Origin of the sequence: Bacillus sp. AFS041924 (assembly GCF_002577195.1) — a bacterium.
Taxonomy (GTDB): Bacteria; Bacillota; Bacilli; order Bacillales; family Bacillaceae_G; genus Gottfriedia.
Genome location: NZ_NULG01000132.1, coordinates 1 through 12262 on the forward strand (window position 1 = coordinate 1; position 12262 = coordinate 12262).

Consider the following 12262-nt stretch of genomic DNA (forward strand, 5'->3'; position numbering starts at 1 on the left):
TTTATGAACAAATCACAGCAATTTACGCACAATACTCACTGCTTTATGCACCAAGTTCACAGCTTTATCAATATAGTTCACCTAGCGTTCGCATCGCACATGCTATTATCACTCGCGTTTTTCCTCAAAAAAACTCACATCAAAGTGAGTTTTCTGTCTAAACTATCTTAAAAATCCTTAGCAGCTTCTTTAGCTTTTTGGATTGCTTGTTCTTTAATTTCTTGAGCTCGGTCTGCGAATTGATTTTGACCTTCTACAAAGATCCCATTAAAATCTTGTACACCTAAGAAGCTCATGATCGTTCCAATATAGCGATGCCCCATTTCAAGACCTGCTGCTGGGCCTTCTGAATAAACTCCACCACGTGCCTGAATATGTAAAGCTTTTTTACCACCTAATAATCCTTGTGGCCCATTAGCAGTATATTTAAACGTTTTACCAGCAACACAAATCGCATCAATATAGTTTTTCATAATTGGAGGGAATAAAAAGTTCCATAATGGTGTTACGAAAACATATTTATCTGCCTCAGCAAATTGCGTTACAATCTCATTTAATCTACCTACTTTTGATTGCTCACCCGTTGAAAGTGTATCAAAAGCTCCTCCAGTTTGAAGTTTTCCCCAGCCAGAAAAAACTTCAGCATCAATATGAGGGATCGTTTCCTTATAAAGGTCAATATGTACTACTTGATCATTAGGGTGCGCCTCTTTATAGCTCTCGATAAATGCATCACCAACTGCCATACTATATGAAGTAGACTTATCGTGAGGATGTGCTGTGATATACAATAGTGTTGTCAAACGTATTTCCACCTTTCATTTCAATTTCTCCTTATAAAAGCACGATATTATCTTCTGTTATTTCTAACCAAACAATACAATTGTTTATAAAAAAAACCTTTACTCAAATAGTAAAGGTTAAAAGTTTAACTTTATTTAGCTTTAAAAATACCAAATGGTTTCCCAACAGGTAAAAATTCTCTTCCAAAATGACTATTTAAAACAGCTGCAGCTGATCCATAAAATGACATAATTGCAATTCCTAATTCACTATATGCTGCAAAAGTATGTGTAGCCTCTTCCATAAATCCTAGGGTGCTTAATGATAATCCAATAAATAAACAATCAATTAATACAAAAATAATAAATAAGACCTTATGTGTTTCCATTGCACCGATTGTCATAAAAATTGAAAAGATTAAATATCCTACAAAAGCAAAACCAAGCTGTTTTACATCTGCTGCATTCATTAAAGCTTTTCCAAAAACACCTAATTGGATTAACCAAGTAGTACCAACAGCTAACCAGAAGAACGCATATGCTCCAAATGCTGTTGCGCCAAATACATTATTATGTTTGAAATCCTGAATACTCGCAAATAATTGTGCAATCGCACCTAAAAATATCGCCCAAGGTAATACTAACGATACCCCATCAGTAATTCCTAGTTTTTGTGTTGAGGCAACAAGCGTTACCATCGCTAAACCGAATAAACCAATTGCAGATGGATCTGCAGTAGTTATTTTAATTTGTTGTACGTCTTTCATTAATGTAAATCCTCCTAAACTTTTAACAGACTAAACTATACTACTATAAATTTTTGAGGATTAATATAGCTATTTTTCGCTTTTAAATAAGAAAGCACTTTCTTTTAAAAAGAAAGCGCTTTTTCCTAAAAATTATTTTTTATGTCGTTTTGCGTACCCACATCTTTTACATAATTCTTCCACTGCACATCGTCTTGAGAAGCCATCATAAATTGCTCTTGCACGTTCTGAATTTAAAATATCCTCTAATGAAGACTCATAAATATTCCCTAGTGGAATCTTACCTTCACTATCTAAACAGCATGGTACAACTGTTCCATCAACTAGTACTCCAATTTGATCCCTCAAACCATAACAGAATACATTTTCATCGATAATATCATTACCCATATCTGGCCATTGGAACTTTTCTGCCATATTTAAATATATTTTATCGCGCAGTTTAATATTGTGCGTTTCTTGTAGTCTTTCACTTAAAGAAAAATCTACATTCAGTTTTTCCTCAAGTAATTTTAATATATCAATATTCAATGAATTGCTTGCTTTTAACTCTTCACTATCCATATTCCAAAGCCTAATCGCACAAATCATATCGCTTTTTTCATTCGCTTCATTAATGAAATTCGTAATATTTTCAACGTAATCATGCAAATCCTTCGTTAAGTCATTCGCTTCAAAACTATGAAGTGAAAAGTTGATTTGTCTTAAACCTTTAGATTCAATTAATAAATCCTTTACTTTATTTATTAACGTACCATTTGTTGTTAAATTGACCTTCAAACCATTTTCATGACTAATATCCAAAAAACGACCAAGCTTTGTATTTAAAAACGGTTCACCCATCAAATGAAAATAAATATGATCCGTATAAGGTTTAACCGAATTTACAACATGAGTAAATGCTTTCTCATCCAAAAATTTCAACGGTCTCTCTAACGTAGGGCTCGGACAAAAATTACACTTCAAATTACATATATTTGTAATTTCTATATAAACTTTCTTAAATTTTCTCATTCTACTCTCCTACTTTAATTTATCTATATCCACAAATTTCACTTTATAAAAAACTTCGAATAATCCTATCATACAATAATTTTCAAGATATTAATATTTCGACACTCTGTTCAATTTTTACCAACCGAACAGAATTGTAATCATTCTAAAAATTCATGAAATTGTTTAAATTCAATTATTATTACTTCAGTTTAAACAGAATTATTTTATTATAATAAAATTAGGTAACTAAATAGCATAGGGGAATAGTTTTATCTTCTTTTCTACGACTTTTTGTAGAAAGGAGGTGATGCCAAAATGCAAACACTTGAAATACTTACACTGATCTTTATCGCAATGACCTTTGTCGTTGTATTGATTCAATTAGTAGTTAGTATATTAATGCAACAAAAAAGAAATAGCCCCTATGCTTTGGCTGCATGGGCTACTTCTTTGAAAAACATAGATAAAACCATTTCGGCTTATTTAGTTACTTAGAACGAGTGTTGCTGCACTCGTTCTTTTTTATTATATATTTATTATATCATATGATTCATTCGATATACTTATGATGAAATGAATTTTTTGTTAATTTATTCATATCGCAATGACCTTTTTCGTTGCATTGATCCAATTAGTTGTTAGTATAATTAGTGCAACAAAAAAGAAATAGCCCCTATGCTTTGCACGGCATGGGCTACTTCTTTTGTAAAAATACTCTGATAAAACCATTTCGGCTTATTTAGTTGCCTAGAACGAGTTTAAGCGCACTCGTTCTTTTATATATATATTTATTATAACATACGATTCCTTCGATATACTTTGATGACATGAATTTTTTGTTAACTTATTCATATCGCAATGCCCTTTGTCATTGCATTAATTCAATTGGTTATTAGTATAGTTAGTTCAACAAAAAAGAATTTGCCCGTATGCTTCTGCTCGAACGGGCTACTTCTTTGAAAAACTACATAGATAAAACCAACTCAGCTGCCTAGAACGAGTATTTCCCCTCTCATTCTTACTTTTTTTAACCGAAATTCACGGAGTATAGGTTATTTCTGTGAATTGATAATATTTTACAATTCCAATCAGTATTAAATCGACAATTTTCCATATTTCCCGAGAAATTTCCTACCCAAAATCTGACAAAATTACAGTTTTTTTAAATAAAATTTGTTGACAGTTGTTTGTCATCTGTAATATTATTTGTTCATCGCAAAACAAACTAGTTTGGATTTATAAAAACTGCAGTATTGAATATTATTAACAATTTAAATTTAAAAGCCATGATGAGAAATAGTAAAAGTATTAAGTTCTTAAACAGAGAGTTCCCGGTTGGTGCGAGGGGCATAAGACAATATTTTGAACACATCTCTGAGCTGAGCACCGAACCCTTTTTGGTAGTAGACTGTTTCCGGATTCCCTGCACCCGTTATCGTGCTAGAGTATAGCTTAATTGCTGCACTTGAAGAGGTTGGTATCGTGAGGTATCAATAAAATAGAGGTGGAACCACGTGAGTAATACTCCCGTCCTCTAGCTATTCCATATAGCTAGAGGTCGGGAGTTTTTTGTTTTTTAAAAATAGTTTAAGGGAGAGAGTAAAAATGAAGAAAAAATTAATGTCAGCAATTATCATGTGTATGATTTCAATATTAGTTGTAACAGGTTGTGGAAAAGAGAAACGAAATGCGAACGAAGTGGTCGTTGGACTTGACGATACTTTTGTACCAATGGGATTTAAAGACGATCAAGGTAAAATTGTTGGTTTTGATATTGATTTAGCAAACGAAGTATTTAAACGTGAAAAAATGAAAGTAACTTTCCAACCGATTGATTGGTCAATGAAAGAGACTGAATTAAAATCTGGCAATATCGACGCAATTTGGAATGGTTATTCAATTACAGATGAACGTAAGAAAAAGGTTGATTTTTCAAGTCCGTATTTAAAAAATAGACAAGTTATTATCACCCTTGCAAATTCAAATATAATAACTAAATCAGATTTAAAAGGTAAAAATGTTGGTATTCAAGAAGGTTCAAGTTCTTTAGATGCAGTTAATAAAGATGAGAAATTAGTAAAATCATTCAATGGTAGTAAACCCGTATTATACGAAAATAATAACCAAGCTTTAATGGATTTAGAGTCAAAACGTGTTGATGCTGTTGTAGCAGATGAAACATTAGCTCGATACTACATGAATAAAAGAGGCCAAGATAAATACAAAATTTTAGAAGATAATTTTGGTGTAGAAGAGTATGGAATTGGCGTTAGAAAAGAAGATGATGCTTTACTTAAAAAAATTAACAAAGAAATAGATGCGATGAAAAAAGATGGCACTTACGACAAGATTTATAAAAAATGGTTCGGTACATTGAAATAAAAGGAGATTACGATCATGGAACAAATTACAGCATTAATCCCTTCCATGCTTGATGGATTAACAGTAACGCTAGAGGTTTTCATAATTACTCTGGCGTTATCAATCCCACTTGGAATCATCATAGCACTTGGAAGACTTTCAAATATAACAGCAATCAAATCAATTATGAGTTCTTATATTTTATTAATGCGTGGTACACCTCTACTTTTACAAATCATCTTTATCTTTTTTGGTTTACCATTAGTCGGTATTGTGTTTGACCGTTTTACAACAGTAATTATCGCATTTGCACTTAATTACGCAGCATATTTTGGTGAAATATTTAGAGCTGGTATTCAATCAGTTGATAAAGGACAATACGAAGCAGCAGAGGTTTTAGGTTTAAGTCGTAGTCAAACTTTTAAAAGAATTATTCTTCCTCAAATGACTAAAAAAGTATTACCTCCTGTTTCAAATGAAGTTATTACACTAATAAAAGACTCAGCACTTGTCTATGTAGTTGGACTTGATGATATGCTTCGAGTAGCTAAAATTGCATCTAATACTAGTGCTTCCCTACTCCCTCTTGTTTTCGTTGGAGTTATCTATCTACTATTAACAGCAATCTTAACAACTTTATTTAAACGTTTAGAAAATCGATATTCATATTATAAATAAGGAGAGACTTTCATGTTAAAAGTAAATAACTTAATAAAACAGTTTAATAAACAAACGGTATTAAATGAAGTCTCTTTTGAAGTAAATAAAGGAGAAATCGTTACCCTATTAGGACCATCCGGAGCCGGAAAAACAACTATTCTACGTTGCATTAATGGCTTGGAAAGTTTTGATGGTGGATCAATTGAAATAGATGGCCAAATCATTAAATCGAAAAAAGATCTTTTAAACGTACGAAAAACCGTTGGCCTCGTTTTTCAAAACTATAATTTATTTCCTCACAAAACAGTGATTGAAAACATTATTGAAGCGCCAATACTTGCATTAGGTATGAATAAAGAAGAAGCCTCAAAAAGAGCTATGAATTTATTAGATCAAGTTGGTTTAAGCGACAAAGCGAATTCATATCCATACGAACTCTCAGGTGGTCAACAACAACGTGTAGCTATTGCTAGAGCATGTGCATTACAACCAAAAATTCTTTGCTTTGATGAACCTACTTCAGCATTAGATCCAGAACTAACGAACGGAATTGCTGAAATTATGAAAAGCTTAGCAAAAGGCGGAATGAGTATTCTAGTCATCACTCACGATATGGAATTCGCAAAAAATGTTTCAACTCGTACGCTCCTTGTAAAAGAAGGAAAAGTTACGGAAAGTGCGTAAATATCGAGGCTACAAAAGAAGTAAAATAAACTTTCTTTTAGGTGAATTTAGCATGTTATTTGCAGATTCGCCTTTTTTATTTGCAACACCCACCTTCACAAAAAAAGACACCACAATTTCCAAGTGGCGCCTTTTTATCTCACTATTCAATGAAAAAATTTACTAATAAATGACAATCCCATAATTATAGCCACGATCATACAAAGAATCACTAGCCGCTTTTCATGTTTATTAGAAGAGTGCATTCTGTCTCCTCCACCTTATTTTTTGCCTTGAACATACTCGGCATCAAATAAAAATAGTTTAAATAAAAACAATAGTGATGGCACTAATAGAAGTAATCCTAATAAAAATACCGTTACTAGCATTGTTCCGGATGTTTGATTTGTGTATCCATTGTAAATTGTAATAAATGGATCTAAAATATATGGCATATGCGCTGCCCCATAGCCGAAAAATGCGAAGAAAAATTGGAGCATAACAAATATAAATGCTGTTCCATAATTTCGTTTAATTAGAATTAGAGTCGAAGCAATTAAAAAGCAAATAAGTGATAATAAAAACATCCACCAATAATGATCAATAATATTTTTATAAAACTTTACGTTATTATCTCTTAATCCTACAAAAACTAAGAAGCTTGATAAGATTGTCGGAACTGTCCAAAATAGCGCATATTGTCTTAAAATTTCTAAGGCACTATTGTCCTTTGCCTTGCTTGCATAGAACGTTAGGAAAGTTGCGCTTATATACAATACTGAAATGATTGCTATAATTACAACACTCCACGAGTAAATGCTAGTTAATAATTTTTCAGCTAAAAATTGAACGACACCGTTTTTTTCTACAATATATCCTCCACCAGAAATGGTCAGAACTGTACATAACGATGCGGGAATTAATAATCCTGTTGCTCCGTATAAAAATAAATACACTTTATTTTCCTTTGATCCATAATTAGAAAAAGCATAAAATGAGCCTCTTATTGCTAAAAGGACTAATGATATACTACCTGGAATTAATAAGGCAGTCCCATAATAGTAAGCAACACTTGGAAAGAAGCCGATAATGCCAACAAAGAAAAATACAAAAAATACATTCGTGATTTCCCAAACAGGTGATAAATATCTACTGATTAAATTATTGATTAAATGGTCTTTTTTAGTTACTTTTCCATAATAAGCAAAAAAGCCTGCGCCAAAGTCTATTGATGCGACAATAATATATCCGTACAGAAATACCCATAAAACGATGATACCTAGCAACTCAATATTCAATGCACAACCTCCTTTTCACTTTATTTTTTTAAACGATATTGAAGTTCATCTTCAGGTGGATTATGAATGAACATTTTTCGAATAACGATCGTACAAAAGACTCCTAGAAATACATACAATGCAAAAAATAACCAAAACATACCGCCTAGTCCTTTGGCAGTTGTGGCTCCCTCTGAAACCTTCATATATCCTCTTAATATCCATGGTTGTCGGCCTATTTCGGCAATCATCCAGCCAAGTTCGATATTGATCATTGCTAATGGTCCGGTCAACGCTAGTCCACGTAATAGCCATTTATTATGCATCCAATTTTTCTTCTTAATAGAAAATACAACAAAGATGAAGGTCATCGATATAATTAAGGCAACAAAGGTCATCTTAACGTCAAATAAATAATGTATGTACAAAGGCGGGGTCTCATCTTTTGGAAATTCATTTAAACCAGTTACCGGCGCATTAAAATCTGAGAAAGATAAAAAGCTTAACAGTTTAGGAATTCGAATTTCATATTTTACTTCATGTGTTTTGTCATCCAGTGTTCCGAATAATACGAAATCTGCCCCTCTCTCAGTCTCAAAATGCCATTCAATTGCTGCTAGCTTTTCAGGTTGGTATTTAGCAAGGAATTTTGCAGAGACATCTCCTGTAACACCTGTTAAAACGGCAAAAATTAATCCTAGGGTTGCTGCTAGTCGAAGTCCTTTTCGTGTATATTCCGTATTCTTTCCTCTTAGTATTTGAATCGCAGCGATTGACGTTAAGATAAGTGCAGACGCAACATAAGCAGTAACGATTACATGTAAAGTTTTTGATGGAGCAGCCGGATTAAACATAGCAGCAATTGGATCAACCGTTTTAATGGTTCCGTTTTCCAAGGTAAAGCCTTGTGGAGTATTCATAAATGCATTTACGGTCGTGATAAAAAATGCTGACAAAGTTGAACCTAATATAACTGGTAAAATAATCAACCAGTGATAAATCGGTTTTTTAAATCGGTCCCAAGTGTATAAATAGATCCCTAGGAATATTGCTTCAAAAAAGAAAGCGAATGTTTCCATGAACAATGGAAAACTAATTGCTTGACCCGCAATTCTCATAAAGCTCGGCCATAATAAAGATAGTTGTAGACCGATACACGTACCAGTTACTACACCAACTGCAACTGTAATGGTATACCCTCTAGCCCATCTTCTTGCCATGAGCGTATAATGTGGATCCTTTTTTACTATTCCTAACCCTTCTGCAAACGCAATCATTAAGGGTATTCCTACACCAATTGTTGCAAAAATAATGTGAAATACTAGTGTCATACTTGTTAGTAATCTACTGAGTGTGACATTATCCAACTCCATCTGAAATCCCCCCTATAATGTAATATCTTATTGTCCAATGAATTTAATTATTCTAAGCAAATGATGATTAATGTTACAATTTTGTGAACTCAATCTGTAAATTTTGATTACGATTTGTATCTATAAAAGTATGTTCCTATAACAATAAAGGTATACGGTAAAATTAGGTAAACAATCGAATTGACCAAACAAAAGAAACCACAAATGTCATTGTGGTTTCACCTCATTCATTTAATTTACTAATCGTACAATCCGTTTCTTTCTCCACGAAAATTTATAATATAAATAGTTTAGTCCAAGTCCGACTAAGAAGGCCGCTGGATATCCTACCCAAATCCCTTTCATCCCCAGATTTGTGTAATGAGACAATAGATAGGCAACAGGTACTTCAATACACCAGATAACGAATATGCTGATGAGTGTTGGCCATAGCACTGCTCCACTCGCTCGCATTGTTGACGTTAAAATAAACGAATGTCCTAGAATTAAATAACCCCATAACGTAATCATCAATAAGCTATTCGCAATTTGAACTGTATTATCATTTGTTAGAAATAAATTTAAGATCGGTTTTGAGAAAAGATAGGTTAGTAAAATAACGATACCGCCTAATACATAGTTAAGTAATAATCCTATTTTAATAACTTGATTTAATCGTTCAAACTGATTTGCTCCAATTGATTGAGCAGCAAAAATAGATACTGCGATTCCGATACAAAGTGACGGCATTTGAACGTAGCTTACTAACTGATTTACTACCCCATACGAGGCAGTAGCGTCTGAACCATATTGATTCACAAAAGTAATAACGGCGATTTCAGAAATCGAAAGGAATACCATATTAATACTCGTTGGAATACCTAGTTTTAAAATTAGTTTCAATAGTTCTCTATCCATCCGTAAATATTTTCTTATTGAAGAATCAATGCGGAGAGGGTGTTTTGATTTGTGTAAGTAGATGAATAAAACGATACATGTCAAAATAGTTGATCCTACAGATGCGTAAGCTGCCCCATAAATTCCAAACTTCGGTATTCCTACCCAACCAAATACTAACGGTGGTAAAAGTGCAACATTTAAAACCGTACTGACTATTAGAAAATAAAATGGTGTCTTCGAATCTCCAATGCCTCTCATAAGCGTCGTATATACCATATAGATAAATAAGACCGGGATCGACCAAAATAAAATTGAAGCATAATGAGAACTTACTTGAAGAATATTTTCTGGAGTTCCTATTACTCTCAATAGATCTTCAATGAAAATATTACCTATAATGGCCAACACTAATGCGAGGAAAAAGGTAAAAGTAAGCGTTGTTCCAACAATGGATTTTAGTCTTTCATCAAACTTTGCACCATGCGCCTGGCCAATTAAAATTGAACTACCAGAACCAATTCCAATAATAAATGAAACTAAAAAGAAAAAGATTGGAAAGAAAGCTGATATTGCAGCTAAAGCATTTTCTCCTAGCCAATTTCCCACTATAATCATGCTAAATACTTGGCCAATAGACTGCATAATATTACTTAAAAGTAGTGGAATTAAAAACATGATCATTGGACGTAATAAAGTAAATTTTACTTCTTTTTTCTCACGAGGATTTATCTCTGATGTAATCAAAAGAGATCATCCTTACCATTGTTTGAGTGATATCCTCTTTCACCATAAGGTTGCAGTTTTTCTAACCATTTTTCCTCAAATTTTTTTAAATCTCCCTTTATCCCTAACGGACTAATATCTTCTTCATTCAAAATTTCTAATTCCTCGAATACAAATGACTCTTTACCATATTCATTCCACTCTTGTTGAAGTGCTTTATTTGTACAAAATCCTGCCTCTAATTCAAATTTCTTTCCATTTATTGTTTTTAAATTTTTAGTACTGACAATAAAAATTTTTTGATTCTTAGTGTTTTTGATTTGGTATATACCTGCTTGAACCTTTGTTTCTTTATATTGCATTTTCAATTCTTTTTTTCTACTCATTTCATAACAACCTTTCGTTTACTAAACTTTTAACCAATAGCTACTTCCGTCCGACTTTCGATCAATAAATCCATATTCAATTAAGTATCTTCTTAACACGACATAATCAGGATAAACAGCTGTTAGTACTTCATTTATCTCTTTCTCGGTATAAGTCTTATTTGGTGATAATCTTTTAACGATTTCCCTCAAAACGACAAGCTTTTGTTTTTCCTTTAATGGGAATTTCTTTAATGGTCCATCCGTTCCCTCAGGAAAATACTTTTTTAAGCCTTTTTCCTTTTCATCCTCGGTAATGTTATAGCGCTCATCGACCATCTTTGCTGTTTTATGAAGTGATAAAAAGCTTGGAGCATGCTGATCCTTTTCTTTTAAAAGCTCCATCAACACAAGGAATAACTTTGCTTGTCGCTCTTTTTCTTTTAAAACAAAGCGATGATTCCTAATTGTAGAAGCGCTACCGACGCCAGTTTCTTTTTGTATTTCTGCATCACTTTTACCTTGATAAAAAAGACGTAAAAGATGATTTTGATGCTCAGTTAATCCCGTTAGCTTTTTATCCAACTGAATTAGATAATCAAAAACAGAATCGTGGCTTTGTTCTATATGAACTTTCATATATTTTTTTGCTTCATAGAGAATTCCTGATTCTTGATAAATAATTCCCTTTTCAATTCTTCTACTACAAAGCAAACAGATATAATGATTTTCCTCTTCAATATATCCTTGTTTTAATTCATCTAGCTCAGCATTCCAAAATACGTCTAAATTTTCCACTTTCCAAACACAACCTTTTTTCATTTATCATTTAACAAACAAATACAAAAAATGTTTATTTATTTACAAACATAATATGTTATTGTTTGCAAAATGTCAATTTCATCAATTCGCAAAAAAATAGTTTCATAGAAATCCTTTTGAAGAAATAGAAAAGAGAATACTATAGTGTAATTTTTATAAAAAAAGTGTATCTAAGGTACACTTCAGAGTGTAGAGAAACCCCTAAAAATTTCTCTACACTCTTTTTATTACCTATTTTTTATTGGTTTAAGTGAAAAAAATAGTGTTTTAAACATAAAAAATACACCTATGCTGTACGTGCTAGATGCATTGCGATCTTCTTTATGTTTTGAACTACAGCTGTAAGCAATGCTTGTTCTATAGCTCCTTTTAATCCTCGTAACCTGCAGTAGCGTAGTCCATGCAGCTCTTTTGAGTCTGCGAAACTACGCTCAACTTTTTCTTTTCGATATTTATAAAGTAATTTTCCAGATTTAGAAATTCTATTTAAGCGGACTTTCTCTTTATGTTCTTCCCAAACATGACGTGTTACTACTTTTTGATGATTTTTTGATTTTGTACACTGTTCCAACATTGGACATACTACACACTCTT

At 32.6% G+C, this 12262-nt stretch carries 13 protein-coding genes and 1 other annotated feature; of the genes, 4 read left to right on the forward strand and 9 right to left on the reverse strand.

What is annotated here, in order from left to right; genetic code table 11:
- Window positions 1–167: 167 nt before the first annotated feature.
- From COC46_RS20650 to COC46_RS20660, 3 genes are all read right to left on the reverse strand, one after another.
- A complete protein-coding gene (locus tag COC46_RS20650) occupies window positions 168–803 on the reverse strand; it encodes an FMN-dependent NADH-azoreductase (RefSeq protein WP_098811776.1) in 636 nt (211 codons plus the stop codon).
- A gap of 131 nt (window positions 804–934) precedes the next feature.
- Complete coding sequence (locus COC46_RS20655; RefSeq protein ID WP_097973192.1) at window positions 935–1549, reverse strand: acetate uptake transporter; 615 nt, start codon at window positions 1547–1549, stop codon at window positions 935–937.
- A gap of 132 nt (window positions 1550–1681) precedes the next feature.
- A complete protein-coding gene (locus COC46_RS20660) occupies window positions 1682–2563 on the reverse strand; it encodes a radical SAM/SPASM domain-containing protein (RefSeq protein ID WP_098811777.1) in 882 nt (293 codons plus the stop codon).
- 297 nt (window positions 2564–2860) lie between these two features.
- On the opposite strand from COC46_RS20660, the gene COC46_RS20665 reads away from it, so the two are divergent.
- From COC46_RS20665 to COC46_RS20680, 4 genes are all read left to right on the forward strand, one after another.
- Window positions 2861–3040: a hypothetical protein gene (locus COC46_RS20665; protein WP_098811778.1), complete on the forward strand. Its 180-nt coding sequence runs from the start codon at window positions 2861–2863 to the stop codon at window positions 3038–3040.
- A gap of 782 nt (window positions 3041–3822) precedes the next feature.
- Window positions 3823–4083, forward strand: a binding site (T-box leader).
- 67 nt (window positions 4084–4150) lie between these two features.
- Window positions 4151–4927, forward strand: a complete 777-nt coding sequence (locus COC46_RS20670) for an amino acid ABC transporter substrate-binding protein (RefSeq protein WP_098811779.1) — start codon at window positions 4151–4153, stop codon at window positions 4925–4927.
- 15 nt (window positions 4928–4942) lie between these two features.
- Entirely contained in the window at window positions 4943–5584 is a 642-nt protein-coding gene (locus COC46_RS20675; RefSeq protein WP_098811780.1) for an amino acid ABC transporter permease, read from the forward strand.
- A gap of 12 nt (window positions 5585–5596) precedes the next feature.
- A complete protein-coding gene (locus COC46_RS20680) occupies window positions 5597–6250 on the forward strand; it encodes an amino acid ABC transporter ATP-binding protein (protein ID WP_098811781.1) in 654 nt (217 codons plus the stop codon).
- A gap of 260 nt (window positions 6251–6510) precedes the next feature.
- On the opposite strand, the gene COC46_RS20685 is transcribed toward COC46_RS20680, so the two are convergent.
- From COC46_RS20685 to COC46_RS20710, 6 genes are all read right to left on the reverse strand, one after another.
- Window positions 6511–7527 (reverse strand): cytochrome d ubiquinol oxidase subunit II, encoded by a 1017-nt coding sequence (locus COC46_RS20685; protein WP_098811782.1) that lies wholly within the window; start codon window positions 7525–7527, stop codon window positions 6511–6513.
- Between the two features lie 20 nt (window positions 7528–7547).
- Window positions 7548–8879 carry a cytochrome ubiquinol oxidase subunit I gene (locus COC46_RS20690; protein ID WP_098811783.1) on the reverse strand — a complete coding sequence of 444 codons (1332 nt, stop codon included), beginning with the start codon at window positions 8877–8879 and terminating at the stop codon, window positions 7548–7550.
- 231 nt (window positions 8880–9110) lie between these two features.
- Window positions 9111–10439: an MATE family efflux transporter gene (locus COC46_RS20695; RefSeq protein ID WP_098811786.1), complete on the reverse strand. Its 1329-nt coding sequence runs from the start codon at window positions 10437–10439 to the stop codon at window positions 9111–9113.
- Between the two features lie 59 nt (window positions 10440–10498).
- Window positions 10499–10867 carry a GIY-YIG nuclease family protein gene (locus tag COC46_RS20700; protein WP_098811784.1) on the reverse strand — a complete coding sequence of 123 codons (369 nt, stop codon included), beginning with the start codon at window positions 10865–10867 and terminating at the stop codon, window positions 10499–10501.
- A 21-nt stretch (window positions 10868–10888) separates the two neighbouring features.
- Window positions 10889–11644, reverse strand: a complete 756-nt coding sequence (locus COC46_RS20705; RefSeq protein WP_098811785.1) for a DUF2087 domain-containing protein — start codon at window positions 11642–11644, stop codon at window positions 10889–10891.
- A gap of 310 nt (window positions 11645–11954) precedes the next feature.
- A partial coding sequence (locus COC46_RS20710) for a transposase (protein WP_176545241.1) occupies window positions 11955–12262 on the reverse strand: 308 nt, incomplete at its 5' end.

Coding starts and splice junctions, on each gene's coding strand:
- COC46_RS20655 (WP_097973192.1), bottom strand. CDS start 1,549: ATGAAAGACGTACAACAAATTAAAATAACTACTGCAGATCCATCTGCA.
- COC46_RS20660 (WP_098811777.1), bottom strand. CDS start 2,563: ATGAGAAAATTTAAGAAAGTTTATATAGAAATTACAAATATATGTAAT.
- COC46_RS20665 (WP_098811778.1), top strand. CDS start 2,861: ATGCAAACACTTGAAATACTTACACTGATCTTTATCGCAATGACCTTT.
- COC46_RS20670 (WP_098811779.1), top strand. CDS start 4,151: ATGAAGAAAAAATTAATGTCAGCAATTATCATGTGTATGATTTCAATA.
- COC46_RS20675 (WP_098811780.1), top strand. CDS start 4,943: ATGGAACAAATTACAGCATTAATCCCTTCCATGCTTGATGGATTAACA.
- COC46_RS20680 (WP_098811781.1), top strand. CDS start 5,597: ATGTTAAAAGTAAATAACTTAATAAAACAGTTTAATAAACAAACGGTA.
- COC46_RS20690 (WP_098811783.1), bottom strand. CDS start 8,879: ATGGAGTTGGATAATGTCACACTCAGTAGATTACTAACAAGTATGACA.
- COC46_RS20695 (WP_098811786.1), bottom strand. CDS start 10,439: ATGATCATGTTTTTAATTCCACTACTTTTAAGTAATATTATGCAGTCT.
- COC46_RS20700 (WP_098811784.1), bottom strand. CDS start 10,867: ATGAGTAGAAAAAAAGAATTGAAAATGCAATATAAAGAAACAAAGGTT.